The sequence below is a fragment of the Asticcacaulis solisilvae genome, assembly GCF_052327315.1.
GTDB classification, from domain to species: domain Bacteria; phylum Pseudomonadota; class Alphaproteobacteria; order Caulobacterales; family Caulobacteraceae; genus Asticcacaulis; species Asticcacaulis solisilvae_B.
Genome location: NZ_CP166196.1, coordinates 3,480,466 through 3,498,052, shown reverse-complemented (window position 1 = coordinate 3,498,052; position 17,587 = coordinate 3,480,466). Strand labels below are relative to the sequence as shown.

Sequence of the window (17,587 nt, the reverse complement as noted above, 5' to 3'; positions counted from 1 at the left end):
ATTTCAAAATTTTTTAGCGACGGCAAAATATGGCCGCCAACCCGCTCAAAACCCATATATATTGTGTGATATTGCTGAAATTTGATCGGCAACATGACATTATTTGGCCTTAAAAGGCCGATTTCGGTGTGACAATAAGGCAGCATTCTGTTTCGGATGTGACCACCGTCACAAAACCGTAGCACTTTTCGCTCAAAAAACCGGTCAAAATCTTCTAAAGGATTAATCACTCAATCCTGCTGAAAAAGCCCTTCAGCCGTGCTGACGCTCGGCTCAATCGCAATGCGTGTCCATTGCGAGAGGGTGGTTCTGTGTCTTTAGTTTGATCGGAGAGGGATACTCCCACTATGACGAAATTCTTCAAATACGGTGCCGCGGCTTCGGCGCTGGCGCTTCTGGCGGCTGGCGCGGTTCACGCCCAGGAAACGACGGGTGGCATCAAGGGCACCGTGACGAACGAGCAGGGTGCTGCCGTTGCCGGCGCCAAGGTGACGATCGTTCACGTTCCCACCGGCGTCACGCAGACGGCCACGACCGATTCGACCGGCTACTTCCTGGTCACCCAGCTGACCGTCGGTGGCCCCTACCATGTGACCGTCAAGTCGGGCGGCATCACCACCGAATCCGACGTCGCCTATGTCGGCATCGGTGAGCCGACCCAGTCCGACGTCGTGCTCAAGGCCGGCGCCACGGCCTCGGTCGCCTCCAACGGTGAAGTCATCGTCAAGGGCCGCCGCAGCGTTGCCGTCGGCGGCCGTACGCGCGTCGGTTCGGAAGAAATCGAACAGACCCCGACCCTGACCAACGACATCCGCGACTACGCGCTGAAGTCGCCGTCGGCCTATATGGACCCGACCAATTCGAACGCCCTGTCGCTGGGTGGTCTCAACAACCGTACCAACGCTATCCTCGTCGATGGCGTTCGCCTCGGCGACGACTTCGGCCTCAACGCCAACGGCCTGCCGACGCAGCGTACGCCGCTGTCGACCGACTCGGTCGAATCGGTCAACGTCGACACGGCGCCGTATGACGTCCAGTACTCGTTCTTCCAGGGCGGCGTGATCAACTACGTCACCAAGTCGGGCGGCAACGAATTCCACGGTGGCCTGAAGTACGAAACCACCGACAACAGCATGCGCGGCAAGAAGTTCGTCGTCCAGGACGACGTGACCGGCGCCGACGTGACCAAGACGGTTACGGGCGACTTCAAGGAAAAGACCTACAACGCCTACCTGTCGGGCCCGATCATCAAGGATCGCCTGTTCTTATTCGGTCTGTACGAAAAGTTCGAAGGTTCGCAGCCCGCCCTGTACGGTCCGTCGGACTCGGGTGCCGTCAACGCGGTTTCGGGCATCACATCGGCGCAGGTCGACCAGATCCAGAACGACCTGAAGACCCTGTACAATTACGATCCGCTGAGCTGGAAGACCTCCTCGATCCCATACAGCAACGAGATCAAGCAACTGAAGCTGAACTGGATCGTCAACGACAACCATCGCGTCAACCTGTTCTATGTCGACACCAAGGGCCAGAACGTCACCGATACCGGCAACTCGCTGACCAGCAAGACGCTCGGCCTGCTGTCGAAGTGGTACACCCTGGAGTCGGACCTGAAGGTCTACAAGGCCCAGGTTCTGTCGCGCTGGAACGAAAACCTGACGACCGAAGTCAACGTTGCCCGCAAGGAAGTGGTCAACATTTCCAAGCCGCTGGCCGGCGACAGCTTCGCCCAGTTCCAGATCAAGATCGGCGGCAGCAGCGTCTACCTTGGCCCGGATATCTCGCGCCAGGCCAACGCCCTGACCAACGACGTCGATCACTATGATTTCAAGGCCAAGTACCGCTGGAATTCGCATAACTTCACCTTCGGCGCCGAACACGAAAAGGTCGATATCTTCAACGTCTTCGTGCAGAACGCGACCGGCGCCTATGTCTTCGACTCGATCGCCAACCTCGAAGCCAAGAAGGCCGTTTCGGTCACCTATGCCAATGCGGCGGACAACAACAAGAACGACGGTGCGGCCTCGTTCTCGTATGGGACCAACACCCTGTACGCCCAGGACGAGTGGCGTGTCAGCCCGCGCCTGACCCTGACGGCCGGCCTGCGCTACGACGGCTACACTTCGAAGGATCTGCCGGCGGCCAACGCTTCGTTCCAGACCAACAACGGCTACAGCAACGCCAAGGGTCTCGACGGCCTGAGCCTGATCCAGCCGCGCGTGGCCTTCAACTGGCGTCCGGCGATCGACAACACCCTGGTCGTCTATGGGTCCTGGGGCATCTTCCAGGGCGGCAACCCGAACGTCTGGATCTCGAACAGCTACACCAACACCGGCAACCTGCTGGGTTCGGTCACCTGTACGCGTACTGCGGTTACGGCGGCCACCACCTGTAACAACGGCTCGGGCAATGTCGCCACGCCGGGCGCGCTCGACAATATCGATGGTTTCAACGTCAGCAGCACGCTGAAGTCGCTGAACACCGCTTCGGCAAATGCCGGCACGGGTAACACCAACGCCATCGATCCGAACTTCAAGCTGCCGAGCATCGGCAAGGCGACGATCGGTATCCAGAAGACCTTCGATCTGGGCAGCCTCGGCGACAACTACAAGCTGAACGTCGAATACACCTCGGCCAAGTACCGCGCTTCCGTCTACTGGGAAGACCTGTACATGGAAAAGGCCTTGTCCGGCACCGCGCCTGACGGCCGCCCGGAATACTTCGGCACCACGGTCAACGGCGTCGCTCGCGCCAACCGTACCGACGTCGTGTTCAAGTCGATCGCGCTCGGCGACTCGAAGGAACTGAACGTCGCCCTGTCGAAGGCATGGAACGAGGGCTGGGCCCGTGGCCTGACCATGGACCTGTCGGCTTCGTTCACCAAGGCGAACGACGTCAATTCGGGTACCTCCTCGGTCGCGACCTCCAGCTACCGCCAGACGGTCATCTCGAACCCGAACCATCCTGAGCTGGCGACGTCGAACTATCAAATCGACACCATCGCCAAGGCCTTCCTGGGTTACAGCCACAAGTTCTGGGGCGACAACCGCACCTCGATCCGCCTGAACACGACCTTCCGCACCGGCCAGCGTTACAGCTTCACCTTCGACGAGCCGTCCGCGACCTCGGCCTCGAACGGCATGTACGGCATGAACGGCCTCTACACCGGCACGGACAACGAACTGTTCTACGTGCCGAAGACGGACGCTTCGGGCAACGTCACCGCGACGTCGGATCCGCTGGTCACCTACAAGCCGGGCTTCGACGTGGCGGGCTTCAACGCCCTGCTGCAGAAGACGGGCCTGATCAAGTACGCCGGCTCGATTTCGCCGCGTAACGGCTTCAAGGCGCCGAACTTCCTGTTCAGCAATCTGCGCCTCATGCAGGAACTGCCGTCCTTCCCGAACGGCACCAAGCTGGAACTGTACCTCGATGTGCAGAACGTCGGTAACCTGATCAACGACGAGTGGGGTACGCTGGGCCAATACAGCTTCCCGTACGACCGCAACATCGTGACGGCGACCAACTGTCAGGCAGTTGCCAGCGCGGCCACGGCTTGCGCCGCCGGCAACGGCAACTTCTACCAGTACAACTCCTACACGGCCGGTGCGAAGTCCTATACCTTCGGCAGCTCGGTCTATCAGTACAAGGTCGGCATCAAGTACAAGTTCTGATCCCGACTTCCGATCTGAAAAAGGCGGCCTCCGGTGCGAACCGGGGGCCGTTTTTCGTTATACCGTGTGGATTTTTTGCGCACAAAAAGAGCAGGGCATGGTCAAACCAAAAGGGGGGTGTTAAGAGGCGGGCAACAGCAAAAACCTTTTTGCCAGGACCAGTTATGAGCCGTATCGTGCCCGCGGAATGGGAGGCCCATCAGGCGATGTGGCTTGGTTTCCCCAGCCACGCCAACCTTTGGCAGGAAGATCTTATTCCGGCCCAGGCCGAAGTCGCGGCGCTGGCGCGCGTCCTGGCCGAAATGGGCGACGAAAACGTCAAACTGATGGTGATGGGCGATGCGGCGCGCGACGCCGCGCACCGCCTGCTATCGGACGTAAAGCGCGTCGAGATCGTCGACGGCCGGTTCGGCGATATCTGGTTCCGTGACACGGGGCCCATCTATGTCGCGGACGATCCCGATAATGACGACCTGCACCAGGCGCGCCCGGTCGGCTTCCGCAACAACGGCTGGGGCGGCAAGTACCACCTGAAGCACGACGACGAGGTATCGACGCAGATCGCCACGGCCGACGGCTTCCCGACGACGATCGAGGACTTCATCCTCGAGGGCGGGGCGCTCGATCACGACGGCCACGGTACGGTGCTGACGACGCGCCAGTGCCTGCTCAATCCCAACCGCAACCCCGGCTGGACGCAGTCCCTGGCCGAACAGGCCCTGTTCCAGGCGCTGGGCGTGCGCAAGGTCATCTGGCTGGACGACGGCCTTGTCAACGACCACACCGACGGCCATGTCGACAACCTGGCGCGTTTCGTGGCGCCCGGCGTCGTGGCCTGTCCGGTGTCGCTCGGCATGGACGATCCCAACGCGCATGTCTACGACCATACGGCGCGGCTGCTCAGCAACCAGACCGACGCCCGCGGCCGGCCGCTGCAAGTCGTCCGCATCCCGTCGCCCGGGCGTTTCCTCGACGAAGACGGCGAGATCGTGCCGGCGTCGCACATGAATTTCCTCATCGCCAACGATTGCGTCGTGGTGCCGGTCTACAAGGACCGCGCCGGTGAGCTGGCGGTCGAGGCGCTGCAAAGCCTGTTTCCGGAACGCAGCGTCGTCGGCCTGTCGTCGAAGGCGATTCTGACCGGTGGCGGCAGTTTTCACTGCATCAGCCAGCAGGTGCCATTGATTAAGGCGTAACCACGCCCTATGTGGTGGGCCGTTTCCTCCCCACGCAGATTTCAGGGACTCAAGTCATGACCCGTACGGTGAAGGTCGCCGCGCTGCAGACCGCCTATGGCCCCGACATGGCCGCGAACATCGCCCGCACAGAAAAGCTGGTGCGCGAAGCTGCCGCCAGCGGCGCGCAGATCATCCTGCCGTCCGAACTGTTCCAGGGCGAGTATTTCTGCGTGGCGCAGGAAGAAAAGTGGTTCGCCACGGCCTATCCCTGGCGCACGCACCCGGCCGTGCTGGCCATGCAGCAACTGGCGCGCGAGCTCGACGTCGTCATCCCGACCTCGATCTACGAAGCGGAAGGCCCGCACTATTTCAACAGCCTGGTCGTGATCGACGCCGGCGGCGAACTGCTGGGCGTCTACCGCAAGAGCCACATTCCCGACGGCCCCGGTTACCAGGAGAAATACTATTTCCGCCCGGGCGATACCGGCTTCAAGGTGTGGGACACCAAATACGCCCGCATCGGCATCGGTATCTGCTGGGACCAGTGGTATCCGGAAGCGGCGCGCGCCATGGCGTTGCAGGGCGCCGAGGTCCTGTTCTACCCGACCGCCATCGGCTCGGAGCCGCACGATTCGGAACTCGATACCGCCGCGCCGTGGCAGCGCGTCATGCAGGGCCACGCCGTCGCCAATGTCATCCCCGTCGTGGCGTCGAACCGCATCGGCACCGAAAGCCTGATCAGCCCGCAGAACGGCCAGGGCCAGACCTTCTATGGCCACAGCTTCATCGCCAACAACCGCGGCGACCTGGTAAAGTCGTTCGGTGCGGCGGAAGAGGGCGTGCTGGTGGCGGAATTCGATCTCGATTATCTGAAAACGCACCGCGCCGCCTGGGGCTTTTTCCGCGATCGCCGGCCTGAGCTTTACGCAGCCCTGGCGAACCCCAGGCCCGCTTAAACGAAGCGCGCGACCACCATCGCTACAAGACACAGCGCCAACAGGCCGCCCGACGCGCGATAGGCGCCGGCCACGCGTTTGCGAAGGCCGGCCTCGTCGCCGCCGGCCTTCAACTTGCGTATCGATCCGCCGACGACGGCCCCTTGAATCCCGGCGGCAACGAAGGCGCACAACACGCCGAATGCCAGGACCATTTCGTAGGGGCCGAACCCACCCGTGTGGAGTGCGCTCCACAAATACCCACCCGTCAGCGTGGCGACCAGCGCGGCCATCATCTGGCGCGGAAACAGGATTTCCGCCCCCATGCCCCCGGATCGCGCCAAATTCATCGACGATCCCGCCCAGAACATGGCCGCCAGGGCGTGAAGGCCGATGGCGATGATGATAAGGATTTGCATGAGATTCGGCATTGCGGCAGTCTCCGAAGGAAATGGAATTGACTATACGCGCTGTTCACTGAAAAATAGATATACAGTGTGTAAATTGAAAGGCAAGCGAAAAAGTGCCGCCAGGGCGTTCCTATACCAGTGCCAAGCGTGAGGCTGCCGCAGCCGAAACGCGCCGGCTTGTCCTGGAAACAGCCATCCGGCTGCTGGATGACGGCCCCGGCGTGGTGTCCATGGAGGCCGTGGCCAAGGCCGCAGGGGTGACGCGGCTGACCGTCTACAAGCAGTTCGGTTCGCGGCGCGGCCTGCTGGAAGCCGTGTTCGACGAAAACGGCCGGCGCTGGGGTATTGCCCGCATGGCCGAGGCGATGCAGCTTCCGGATCCGCGCGCCGGTATCGCCCAGGCTATCTACCTGTTGTGCGAATTCTGGGGCAGCCATCCGTCCTTTGCGCGTCTGCATGATGCGGCGGCGGCCGATCCTGAATTCGCGGAGGCCCTGGCCACGCGCAATGAAAAGCGGCGCATGGTGTTCCGGACCCTGGTGGAGCGGCTTGACGGCAATCCGGCGGCACAGCGCGACTGTGCGGATGTCGTCTTCGGGCTGACGGGGATGTCGATGTTCCGCACGTTGTCCGAGGGGCGGACGTGGGACCAGGTCGCCGAAGCCATGAAGACGTCGGTGTTCGCGGTGATCGAAGGCTATGGACTGGGGGCTGGAAATCGCCACGGTTCGGGCGCATGCTCGACCTAGGGAGATCGCACATGCTTGTCCGTCTTGCTGTTTTGGGTGCCCTGGCTTTTCTGCCGGGCTGTACGACGCCGGGATCGGCCGGCGCCGTCGCGGCGGAGTGCCAGGTCGCCGTCGATCTCAGTCCGCAGATCCAGGCCGACAATGTCAACGGCGCGGTGGCGGGCAAGGACTGCAAGGCCGCATTCAAGGCCGCCGGGATCGCCATGCTGGGCCTGAAAAAGCCCGCCGACAAGGACGCGCCCGGCCTGACGCACGAGATCCAGTTCAAGACGATCGTCTTCAGCGACGCCGACCACGCGAAGGTGACGCTCGACTATGCCTGCAATGTCTGGTGCGGCCACGGCGAGGAAATCATCGCCGAACGCAAGAACGGCCGTTGGATGATAGCCAGCCGCAAGCAGACCTGGATATCCTAGGCGATCAGCGCCTCGGCTTCGGCCTTGCCCAGGATCCGCCATTCGCCCGGTTTCAGGTCGCCCAGCGTCAGATTGCCCATGCGTGAGCGATGCAGCTTTTCGACGTGGTTGCCGACCGCGGCGAACATGCGCCGGACCTGGTGATAGCGGCCTTCGTGCAGGATAAGCTCGGCGGATTGCGCGCCGGTCTGCATCATTTCGGCGGGCTTGAGCGGCGTCGTTTCGCTTTCCAGCATCATCGATCCCGAGGCGAAGATCGCGGCCTCGTGGCCTTCCAGCGGCCTTGCCAGCTCGGCCTCGTAGACCTTGGGCACGTGGTTGCGCGGCGAGATGATGCGGTGGAGATAATCGCCGTCGTCGGTGAACAGCAACAGCCCGGTCGTTTCGGAATCCAGCCGCCCGATGGTCGACAGGGCCGGCTTGCGCTCGGAAAATCGCGCCGGCAGCAGCTCATACACCAGTTGCCCGCGGTCGCGGGTCGAGCAGACATAGCCGGCGGGCTTGTTGAGCATCAGCACGACGCCGAAATCGGGATCGAGCGGCTTGCCCTTGTAGCGGATATCGGCGTGGGCGATCGTGGTGTCTTCGTCGATCCCCCCGCCGGCGGCGTCGGAAAACGCGCCCATGCGCAGGAGCATTTGCACCTCCTTGCGGCTGCCGTAGCCCAGATTGGCCAAGTGTTTGATCAGCTTCATTTCTTCACTGCCCAGAACACCTTGTAGGCGCCGGTCTCTGTCAGGACGGTGACGGTCTTGAAGGCGTCTTTCAGTGTCTCTTCATAGGGCAGGTGGCGGTTGGCGACCATCAGGAGGGCGCCGCCGCGCTTGAGCGCCGCCGCGGCCGACTTGATAAAGGCCTGGCCCAGTTCGTGACGGTCGGCGCGATCGATGTGGAAGGGCGGATTACTGATGGTGGCGTCGTATTCGCCCTGGATTCCCCTGGTCACGTCGGCCCAATAGCCTGACGCCTTGTCACCGAAGGCGGCCAGGTTTTGGCGCGCCATATCCAGCGCGCGATGTTCGGCCTCGTAGAGATCGATATGCGTGACGCCCGGGCACAGGGTCAGAACCTCCTTGGCCAGATATCCGATCCCGGCGCCGAGGTCCGCAACCCGGCCTTTCAGGTCATGCGGCAGGTGTTCGATCAGCAGGCGCGAGCCGGCATCGATACGGTCCCAGGAAAACACACCCGGCCGGCTGACATAGCCGCCGATATCGCGCGGTTCGTCTGCGGCGATCCAGGCTTCCAGTACATCGCGATCGACCTTGGCCGGATCGATCCGGCTCCAGAAGGCGCGGCACTTGTTCTTGGACAGGGTGTCGACCTGACCGGTCAACAGGCGCAGATCGCCTTCCAGCGTCTTGGCGCCTTCGGCGTTGGACGCTGCCGCGAGGACGATACCGCCCGTATTCGTCGCGGCGACGGCGCGCGCCAGCAGGGCGCGGTTTTCGTCGCGCTGGCGCTGCGGCAGGACCAGGGTCAGGCCGTAGGTGTCTTGATCGTCATCGCGCAAGGTAAATCCGGCGCGCTTCAGCGTATCGACGGCGGGCTTGAAGGTCTGCTCGCACACAAGCCTGCCGCGCGGAGCATCGCCCAGGGCATGGCCATAACGGGCGCGCAGGAACAGGGCGGGGCCGTCTGGCCAGGAAACGCGGCCCTCTTCGATGGGCAGCATCAATGTATCTAGAACGGGATCGGTCATCGCCGCGCTATGCCACAGCCGTCTATAGTCTGTAAATGCGCGCCTCCCAGCCGCGCAACGGTTCGGAGCCCCTGGCGGGCGCGGGATAGTTGTCCAGGACGATGTTGCCCGGCGGAAAATTCATGGGAAATTGAAATGTCTGGTCTTCCGCGCCGAAATTCAGCAGGATCAGGAAGTCTTCGTCCTCGGTCGTGCGGCGATAAGCAAACAGGCGTGGATGATCGGGCATCAGGTCGAGATAGTCGCCGTAAATCAGCGCCGGATGGCCGTGGCGTAAAAGGATCAGGTCGGCATACCAGGCGTAGACCGAACCTGTGCCCGTGTCTTCGGCATTGATCTCCGTAGAGTTCGGATTGACGGCCAGCCAGGGCTTGCCCGTCGTGAAGCCGGCGTTCGCCCCGGATGTCCATTGCATCGGCGTGCGGGCATGGTCGCGGCTGAGATGGTTTTGGTTGGCCAGGAAGTCAGCGACACTGTACCGGCCGCTTTCGACCTCGTCACGGTACGCATTGCGCGCCCATATATCGTCGAATTCGGAAATGTTTCCGAACGGAAAGTTGGTCATGCCCAGTTCGTCGCCCTGGTAGATAAAGGGCGTGCCCTTCATCGTCAGCAGCAGCGCCGCCATCACCTGGGCCGACTTGACGCGCCAGGCCGGGCTGTCGTCGCCATAGCGCGACACGATGCGCGGATTGTCATGATTGGAAAAAAAGACGGTGGGCCAGCCATGGCGGTCGAGCTGCGTTTCCTGGCGGCTGAATACGGCCTTGAGGTCCGGCAATTTCCACGGCACCCAGCGGCCGTCGGCGCCGCGATCGACCTCGACGGCACCGAACTGGAAGGCCATGTCGAGCTCGCCACGCCGCTCATCGACAAAGTTCGGCACCTGCTGTGGCGTGATGCCGAAGGCTTCGCCGACCGTCATGGTGTCGTAGGGCGCAAGCGCCTCACGCCGCATCTCCTGGAGGAATTCGTGGACGCGCGGGCCGTTGGCATAGACGAATTGCGGCTTGGCGATATGCTCTGTCGGCAGGTTTTGGAATTCCTGATCTTTGGAAATGAACGGGATGACGTCCATGCGAAAGCCATCGACGCCCTTGTCCAGCCAGAAGCGCATCAGGGCGTAGATCTCGTTGCGCAGCCTGGGATTTTCCCAGTTAAGATCGGGCTGCTTCGGGTCGAACAGGTGCAGGTAATAGTCGCCGGTTTGTGCGTCCTTCGTCCAGGCAGGGCCGCCGAAGATCGACGTCCAGTCATTGGGCGGGCCGTCATTTCCAGAGCGCCAGATATAATAGTCGCGCTTGTCGTTGTCGCGCGCCGATCGGCTCTCGGTGAACCAGGCGTGTTCGTCGCTTGAGTGATTGACCACCAGGTCGATGATCAAGCGCATGCCCAGGGCATGCGCTTCGGTCAGTACGGCGTCGAAATCATCCATCGTGCCGAATTCAGCCATCACCTTGCGATAGTCGCGGATGTCGTAGCCGTTGTCGGCATTGGGCGAATCGAAATGGGGACTTAGCCAGATGACGTCGACGCCCAGCCCCTTGATATGGGGCAGCTTGAGCCGCAGCCCTTCCAGGTCGCCGATGCCGTCGCCATTGCTGTCGTAGAAGGATCGCGGATAAACCTGATAGACCACCGCCTCCTTCCACCATCGGCGCCGATAGCCATTGATCACGTCGTCCATGTCGTACCTCAGCGTTGCGCCCGTATTGAAGGTAGTCGTTCCGGCCACGGAAGGGGAGGGGACAAGCTGATGCGATTCCCTCTTGCACGCGCTTGTGAAAATACGCATATAGGCCGTGAGGCGGCCGGGCGAAGGCCTCGCCAACCTGGTCAGGGCCGGAAGGCAGCAGCCACAACGAATTCACCTTCGGGTCGGTCGCCTCACTTTGTTCGTTGCTCAAGCGCCGCAAGGCTCCTCGCAACGGCTCGGGCGCGCAGTCGCGCTTGCCGGCTTCAAGTGAAGCCGGAGTTCCTGAAACTCCATATTCTGATCTATCGGCGTTGGCCTGTGAGTCTTTGACTCTAATTGCTGACGTCCGGTGGAAAAGTCCCTATATAGGCAAGCATGGCCGATACCCCCGATCATGACGACGCCTTCGCTTCCGACGATTCGGATGCGTTCGAGCGCGACGATTTGACCGCCGATATCTTCGGCGCGCCCGTCGTCGAAGCGCCGAAAGCCCCCGCTCTGACGACCGAAAAGGCCGAAGCCTATACCGTGCTGGCGCGCAAGTACCGCCCGCGCACCTTCGAGGACCTGATCGGCCAGGAGGCCATGGTCAGGACGCTGACCAACGCCTTTGCGTCCAACCGCATCGCCCACGCCTTCATGCTGACCGGCGTGCGCGGCGTCGGCAAGACGACGACCGCCCGTCTGCTGGCGCGCGCCCTCAATTACGACAGCGATACCGTCCATCAGCCCAGCGTCGACCTTCAGGTCATGGGGCGGCACTGCCAGGCGATCATCGAAGGCCGCCATATCGACGTGCTGGAACTCGACGCCGCCTCGCGCACGGGCGTCGACGCCATGCGCGAACTGCTCGAATCGGTGCGTTACGCTCCGGTCGAGGCGCGCTACAAGGTCTACGTCATCGACGAAGTCCACATGCTGTCGACCGGCGCCTTCAACGCGCTGCTCAAAACGCTGGAAGAACCGCCGCCCCACGCGAAGTTCATCTTCGCCACGACCGAAATCCGAAAAGTGCCGGTCACCATCCTGTCGCGCTGCCAGCGCTTCGACCTGCGCCGCGTCGAGCCCGAGACGCTGACTCCGCACCTGGAAAAGATCTGCGGCCTCGAAGGCGTACGCATCGACGCGGATGCCCTGGCCCTGATCGCGCGCGCCGCCGAAGGGTCTGTGCGTGACAGCCTGTCCCTGCTCGACCAGGCTTTGGTGCAGGGAAATCCCGGCGAAACCGTCGGCGCCGAATCGGTGCGCGACATGCTCGGCCTGGCCGACCGCTCGGCTACCCTGTCACTGTTCGAAAACATCATATCCGGCCAGGTCAGCGAAGCGCTGCTGGCCTTCCGCACGCTCTACGGCTATGGCGCCGACCCATCGCAGATCATGGGCGACCTGCTCGAATACTGCCACGCCACCTCGGTCGCCAAGGTGCTCGGCGCCGACGCCACGCGCCTGCCCAAGGCGCAGGCCATGCGCGTTACGGCGTTGGGCGCGCAGCTGTCGGCCGGCACCCTGTCGCGGCTGTGGACCCTGATGCTCAAGGCGTTCGAGGAATTGCGCCGAGCGCCGGACGCCTGCGCGGCTTTCGAAATGGCCCTGGTCCGCATGTGCTACACGTCGGACCTGCCGGGGCCGGAACTGCTCTTGAAGCGCCTGCAATCGGGTGAACCGCTGCTGCAAGGCGCTGGACAGGTGGCCGGCGCGCCGCAAGGCACGCAGATGCGGGGCGCGACCATGCTCAAGCCCGCGCCGCAGGCTGTCGCCATGCCCAATCCGCAGACCTTCGACGAGGTCCTGCACCTGATCGAAAAGAAGCGCGACATTTCATTGCGCGTCGATGTCGAACGCTATGTCCGCCTGGTGTCGTTCATGCCCGGCGCCATCACCTTCGAGCCTGCGCCCAATGCGCCGATCGACCTGGTGCGCAAATTGTCGCTGAAGCTGAAGGAATGGACGGGCCAGCGCTGGCTGATCGCCACCCAGGGCGGCGGCGGGGCCGAGACCATCTATGAGCGCGACCAGCGCGAAGTCGCCGCCATGCGCTCGCGCATTACGGAGCACCCCTTCGTCAAGGGATTGCTCGAAACCTTTCCCGGTGCGGAAATCACCTCGATCCGCCCGAAACTGAAAGTCCAGGACACCGGCGTCACGGTTGCGCCGGTTGAGGACGACGACAACGACGAACAAGGACAAGAGTGATGGATTTCCAGGCATTGATGAAGCAGGCCCAACAGGTCCAGCAGAAGTTCACCGAAGCCCAGACCAAGATGCACGAAAGCGTCGTGTCGGGCGCGTCGGGGGCGGGTCTCGTTTCGCTCGAACTCAAGGGCACGGGTGAGATGCTGACGCTCAAGATCGACGACAGCCTGATGACGCCGGGCGATTCCGAAGTCCTGGCCGACCTGATCATGGCGGCGCACAAGGACGCGCAGAAGAAGCTTGAAGCGCTCAACGAAAAGCTGATGGCCGAAGCGGCCGGTCCGCTGGGGGCCGGCGGCGGTCTGCCCAAGATGCCGAGGTTCTTTTAGATAGAAGATGGCCGGAGCCGGTCCCGAAATCGAGCGCCTTATGGCGCTTTTGTCCAAGCTGCCGGGGCTCGGCCCCCGGTCGGCAAGGCGTGCGGCCCTGGCTCTGCTCAAGCGCCGCGAACAGTTGCTGCTGCCACTGACCGCCGCCATGCAGGACGCGGCCGACAAGGTCACCTCGTGCAGTATCTGCGGATCGCTGGCCACGCAAAATCCCTGCTCGATCTGCTCCGATCCGGCGCGCGACCGCACCATGATCTGCGTCGTCGAGGAGGACAGCGCCCTGTGGGCCATGGAGCGCGTCGGCGCCTTTGCCGGGCGCTATCACGTGCTGGGCGGCCTCTTGTCGGCGCTGGAAGGCGTCCGGCCCGAAGACCTGCGTATCGAAGGTCTGGTCGAGCGCGTGCGAGCCGGTGAAATCCACGAGATCGTCATGGCCCTGCCGGCGACCGTCGAAGGCCAGACGACGGCGCACTATATCGCCGACCGGCTCAAGGGCATGGGCAACGCGGTGTCGGTGACGCATCTGGCGCGCGGCGTGCCGGTCGGCGGCGACCTCGACTGGCTGGACGACAATACCATTGCCCACGCGTTTAAAAGCCGGCGTTAGCCTTGGCAGCTTCCGCTTCGCGCCTGTCGCGGTTGCGCATCAGAAGATAGACGATCCAGCAGCCGATAAAGCGGCTGATAATGGCGGCGGCGAATGACCACGGATTGAAGATGCCGGGGATCGACTGGCTGGCAATGGCCAGGAAAACCGCGGCATCGATCGGTGCGCTGATGCCCGCCGACAGGAAAACGCGCTTCGACAAAGGAATCTTGGCGAAGGTGAACAGCGCCCAGTCGACCAGTTCCGAAATGGCGAACGCACATGTCGAGGCAAAGGCCACGGACGGATCCGAGGTCATGAACGACAGGACCAGGCCGATTCCGAGGAAGGCAAAGATGTAGTGACCGACTTCGCGCTGCGCGAAGTCGCGCACCACCAGGGTCAGCCCGGTCACGACGGTCAACGGGTGCCAGTCGCCGCCGGTCGGTAGCGGAATGGTGTGAATCTTGTCGAAACCCCAGTTCACGAAGGGAATGAGGAAGAGGTAGAGATAGGTCCATGGCACGCGGCCGGTGAATGTCCGCTTCAGAACCGTCTTGAAATCCATGTCTCGCCCCTTTTGTCGTGCACCATGTCAGCGCGCGTCCGTCATGGCAACGCGCTTTTTCCGTCTTTTCCGCTGACAGGACTCGGTGTATGGAACATTATATGAACATGATCCTGTTGCTCGTTGTCGCCTGCGTCGCCCTGGCCTTCGCCGCGGCGTGGTTCCTCGCCTTTTCCGAAGGCAAGAAGCTGCGCATCGCTCTCGACGAAGCGCGCGACCGGCACTTGCAGGCGACGGCCGAACTGGAACGCCTGCGCGAACGGGCGCGCAATCTCGAAGACGCGCGCGCCGCCATGGGCGAGCAGTTCAAGCTGATGTCGCAGCAGGCGCTGGAAACCTCGGCCGAGGCGCTGCGCAAGGAAGCCGCCGAGCGTGAAAAGCTGGCGCTGGAGCGTGTGCAGAATACGCTCAAGCCCGTGGCCGAACACCTCGTGCGCTTCGAAGCGCAGGTCAAGGAGATGGAGGAGGCGCGCGGCAAGGATACGGGCGGCCTGCGCCAGCAGATCAACGACCTGATGCAGGCGTCGAACGCCACGCGCGAGGTGACGCAGAAACTGGCCGGCGCGCTGCGTCGTGGCGCGGGCGTCCAGGGGCGCTGGGGCGAGGAGGTCCTGCGCAATGTCCTTCAGGCCGCCGGCCTGTCGGCGCGATATGACTTTATCGAACAACCGAGCACGGATACCGAAGAGGGCCGGCGCCGCCCTGACGTCGTTGTGCGGCTGCCGGGCGAAAACACGTCGGCCATCTTCGTCATCGATTCCAAGGTCAACCTGACCGCCTATCTCCAGGCGGCGGAAGCGGCCGACGAAGCAACGCGGGAGCTACATATGCGCCAGCATGCCCAGGCCATGCGCAACCACGTGCGCGACCTGTCGCAAAAGGCCTATTGGGACCAGTTCCGCGACCAGACCTCTCCCGACTTCGTCGCCATGTTCATCCCCGGCGACGGGCTTTTGGCGGCGGCGCTGGAACACAGCCCCGATCTGATGACCGAAGCCATGGACAAGAAGGTCATCATCGTCACGCCGACCACGCTGTTCGCGCTCTGCAAGGCGGTCGCCTATGGCTGGCGCGTCGAAGACCAGATGAAGAACGCCAATCACATCGCCGATCTTGGGCGTGAGCTTTACGCCCGGTTGTCGGTCATGGGCGGGCACGTCACCCAGATGGGCGATGCGCTCGGCCGCGCTGTCGACAAGTACAACGCCTTTGTCGGTTCGCTGGAGACCAAGGTGTTGACCCAGGCGCGCCGTTTCGAGGATTTGCAGGTTGACCACGAGGGCAAGAGCATCCCCGAACCGAGGTCGGTCGAGAGCCAGCCCAAGACGGCCGCCAAGCTTTTGTCTTTGGCGCCCGCCCCGGAAACGGAAGATGAAACGGCCTGATAGCGTCTAGCTATTCTTGATTTTTTGCAATTGCACGATTACATCTCCGGCATGGCTATCCGTGAAATCCTGACCGTACCGAACCCTGTCCTCAAGCAGGTCTGCAAGCCCGTCGAAAAGGTCGATGACGACCTTCGCCGGCTGATGGACGACATGCTGGAAACCATGTACGACGCGCCCGGCATCGGCCTGGCGGCGATCCAGATCGGCGAGCCGGTCCGCGTCATCGTCATGGACCTGCAGGAAAAGCCCGAAGGCGCCGATCCCGAGGCCGAGGGCATCAAGACTCCGCGCTATTTCGTCAATCCGGAAATCACCTGGTCTTCGGAAGAGCTGGCGCCGTACGAAGAAGGTTGCCTCAGCGTTCCCGAAGTCTATGACGAGGTGCAGCGCCCGGCGCGTGTCCGCCTGAAGTATCTCGACTACAACGGCAACCTCGTCGAAGAGGAGGCAGACGGCCTTTACGCCACCTGCATCCAGCACGAGATGGACCATTTGAACGGCGTGCTGTTCATCGACCACCTGTCGAAGCTGAAGCGCGATCGCGCGGTCGCCAAGGTCAAAAAGCTGAAGAAAGCCGCGTAAGGCTTGTCCGCCCACTGAATTATCATTAGACCTCGCGGCAATTGAAGCCGCGAGGTCTTTTCATATGCGTCTGGCCTTTATGGGCACCCCCGAATTCGCCGTGAAGGCCCTGGCCGAGCTGGTTGCCGCCGGCCATGAGGTCGTCTGCGTCTATACCCAGCCGCCGGCGCCCAAGGGGCGCGGCCAGGTGCTGACGCCGTCGCCGGTTCATCTGTTCGCCGAAGGCCTGGGCCTGCCCGTGCGCACGCCGAAATCGATGAAGAGCGAAGACGCTATCGCTGAATTCCAGGCGCTCGACATCGATGCAGCCATCGTCGTCGCCTACGGCCAGATTCTCAAAGCCCCCGTGCTCGACCACCCGCCGCTCGGCTGCTTCAACCTGCACGCCTCGCTGCTGCCGCGCTGGCGGGGAGCTGCCCCCATCCAGCGCGCCATAATGGCCGGCGACACCTTTACCGGCGTTGACGTCATGCGCATGAGCGAAGGCCTCGACGAAGGTCCCGTCATCCTGGAAGGCCGCGTCGAAATCACGCGTGACGATACCGCGCAGACCCTGCACGACAAGCTGGCGGCGCTCGGCGCGTCACTGCTGCCGGTGGCGCTGGCGGCCATCGAACGCGGTGGCGCGCAAGCGAAGGAGCAGGCCGGCGAGACGACCTATGCCAGGAAGGTGACGCCGGAAGAAGCGCGTATCGACTGGAACCGCCCGGCCCGCGATCTCGATTTCCATATTCGCGGCCTGTCGCCGTTTCCGGGCGCCTGGACCATGATGGCGACGGGCAAGGGCCCGCAACGCGTGAAGGTCCTGATGTCGCGTCTGTCCGATGAAAAAAGCGGCGAGCCGGCAGGTACGATCCTTATCGGGTTCGGTATGAAGATCGCGACGGGTGACGGTGTCGTCGAATTGCTGCGGGTGCAGCGCGAAGGCAAGTCGGCCCAGGACGCCACGGAATTCCTCAAAGGCTCGGGTCTTCAGGCCGGGGATCAGTTGTTGTGATCTTGCACAGCTTGAAAAAGCAAGAAACCCCACCACCACCCTACGCTGACGCTCCGGGCGGTCCCCCTCCCCATCGCTTCGCGACAGGGAGGTGCATGCACCTGCAATGTCTTGCACCTCCCCGTTCCGCAGGAATGGGGAGGGGGACCGCACGAGGAGCGCAGCGACGAGGTGTGGTGGTGGG

General features: G+C 62.8%; 16 protein-coding genes and 1 other RNA gene. 12 read left to right on the top strand and 5 right to left on the bottom strand.

The window, feature by feature from the left end; translation table 11 throughout:
- Positions 1-347: 347 nt before the first annotated feature.
- From AB8717_RS16550 to aguB, 3 genes are all read left to right on the top strand, one after another.
- Positions 348-3,674, top strand: a complete 3,327-nt coding sequence (locus tag AB8717_RS16550; RefSeq protein WP_443748416.1) for a TonB-dependent receptor — start codon at positions 348-350, stop codon at positions 3,672-3,674.
- Between the two features lie 164 nt (positions 3,675-3,838).
- Complete coding sequence (locus AB8717_RS16545; protein ID WP_443748415.1) at positions 3,839-4,870, top strand: agmatine deiminase family protein; 1,032 nt, start codon at positions 3,839-3,841, stop codon at positions 4,868-4,870.
- A gap of 56 nt (positions 4,871-4,926) precedes the next feature.
- The gene (gene aguB / locus AB8717_RS16540; protein ID WP_443748414.1) at positions 4,927-5,808 is read left to right on the top strand and encodes an N-carbamoylputrescine amidase; all 882 of its coding nucleotides are present in this window, start codon (positions 4,927-4,929) and stop codon (positions 5,806-5,808) included.
- Here the strand turns inward: aguB and AB8717_RS16535 are convergent.
- Positions 5,805-6,218 carry a hypothetical protein gene (locus AB8717_RS16535; RefSeq protein ID WP_443748413.1) on the bottom strand — a complete coding sequence of 138 codons (414 nt, stop codon included), beginning with the start codon at positions 6,216-6,218 and terminating at the stop codon, positions 5,805-5,807. The two genes, aguB and AB8717_RS16535, sit on opposite strands and share 4 nt — an antisense overlap.
- 92 nt (positions 6,219-6,310) lie before the next feature.
- On the opposite strand from AB8717_RS16535, the gene AB8717_RS16530 reads away from it, so the two are divergent.
- Complete coding sequence (locus AB8717_RS16530) at positions 6,311-6,946, top strand: TetR/AcrR family transcriptional regulator (protein WP_443748412.1); 636 nt, start codon at positions 6,311-6,313, stop codon at positions 6,944-6,946.
- 11 nt (positions 6,947-6,957) lie between these two features.
- The gene (locus AB8717_RS16525) at positions 6,958-7,362 is read left to right on the top strand and encodes a hypothetical protein (RefSeq protein ID WP_443748411.1); all 405 of its coding nucleotides are present in this window, start codon (positions 6,958-6,960) and stop codon (positions 7,360-7,362) included.
- Here the strand turns inward: AB8717_RS16525 and AB8717_RS16520 are convergent.
- The 3 genes from AB8717_RS16520 to AB8717_RS16510 are packed head-to-tail and all read right to left on the bottom strand — an operon-like array spanning position 7,359 to position 10,751.
- Positions 7,359-8,057 carry a pseudouridine synthase gene (locus AB8717_RS16520; protein ID WP_443748410.1) on the bottom strand — a complete coding sequence of 233 codons (699 nt, stop codon included), beginning with the start codon at positions 8,055-8,057 and terminating at the stop codon, positions 7,359-7,361. The two genes, AB8717_RS16525 and AB8717_RS16520, sit on opposite strands and share 4 nt — an antisense overlap.
- Positions 8,054-9,037 carry a class I SAM-dependent methyltransferase gene (locus AB8717_RS16515; RefSeq protein ID WP_443748409.1) on the bottom strand — a complete coding sequence of 328 codons (984 nt, stop codon included), beginning with the start codon at positions 9,035-9,037 and terminating at the stop codon, positions 8,054-8,056. The genes AB8717_RS16520 and AB8717_RS16515 overlap by 4 nt, the downstream gene beginning before the upstream one ends.
- A gap of 49 nt (positions 9,038-9,086) precedes the next feature.
- Positions 9,087-10,751 (bottom strand): alpha-glucosidase, encoded by a 1,665-nt coding sequence (locus AB8717_RS16510; RefSeq protein WP_443748408.1) that lies wholly within the window; start codon positions 10,749-10,751, stop codon positions 9,087-9,089.
- Positions 10,752-10,864: 113 nt separating this feature from the next.
- Between AB8717_RS16510 and ffs the strand changes: the two genes are divergently transcribed.
- The 4 genes from ffs to recR all read left to right on the top strand — a co-directional run bounded on the left by ffs (position 10,865) and on the right by recR (position 13,889).
- Positions 10,865-10,960: signal recognition particle sRNA small type (ffs, locus tag AB8717_RS16505), an RNA gene on the top strand.
- 175 nt (positions 10,961-11,135) lie between these two features.
- Positions 11,136-12,953, top strand: coding sequence for a DNA polymerase III subunit gamma/tau (locus AB8717_RS16500; protein WP_443748407.1), 1,818 nt, complete (start codon positions 11,136-11,138; stop codon positions 12,951-12,953).
- Positions 12,953-13,282, top strand: coding sequence for a YbaB/EbfC family nucleoid-associated protein (locus AB8717_RS16495; protein ID WP_443748406.1), 330 nt, complete (start codon positions 12,953-12,955; stop codon positions 13,280-13,282). Before AB8717_RS16500 ends, AB8717_RS16495 begins: the two co-directional genes overlap by 1 nt.
- Before the next feature lie 7 nt (positions 13,283-13,289).
- Complete coding sequence (recR, locus tag AB8717_RS16490; RefSeq protein ID WP_443748405.1) at positions 13,290-13,889, top strand: recombination mediator RecR; 600 nt, start codon at positions 13,290-13,292, stop codon at positions 13,887-13,889.
- Here recR and AB8717_RS16485 read toward each other — a convergent pair.
- On the bottom strand, positions 13,873-14,436 hold the full coding sequence (locus AB8717_RS16485; protein WP_443748404.1) for a VUT family protein: 564 nt from the start codon (positions 14,434-14,436) through the stop codon (positions 13,873-13,875). The genes recR and AB8717_RS16485 overlap by 17 nt on opposite strands.
- 101 nt (positions 14,437-14,537) lie before the next feature.
- Between AB8717_RS16485 and rmuC the strand changes: the two genes are divergently transcribed.
- The 3 genes from rmuC (at position 14,538) to fmt (ending at position 17,403) form a co-directional block, all read left to right on the top strand.
- Positions 14,538-15,821: a DNA recombination protein RmuC gene (rmuC, locus tag AB8717_RS16480; RefSeq protein ID WP_443748403.1), complete on the top strand. Its 1,284-nt coding sequence runs from the start codon at positions 14,538-14,540 to the stop codon at positions 15,819-15,821.
- Positions 15,822-15,872: 51 nt separating this feature from the next.
- The gene (def, locus tag AB8717_RS16475) at positions 15,873-16,406 is read left to right on the top strand and encodes a peptide deformylase (protein WP_443748402.1); all 534 of its coding nucleotides are present in this window, start codon (positions 15,873-15,875) and stop codon (positions 16,404-16,406) included.
- A 64-nt stretch (positions 16,407-16,470) separates the two neighbouring features.
- Positions 16,471-17,403 (top strand): methionyl-tRNA formyltransferase, encoded by a 933-nt coding sequence (gene fmt, locus AB8717_RS16470; protein ID WP_443748401.1) that lies wholly within the window; start codon positions 16,471-16,473, stop codon positions 17,401-17,403.
- Positions 17,404-17,587 lie beyond the last annotated feature (184 nt).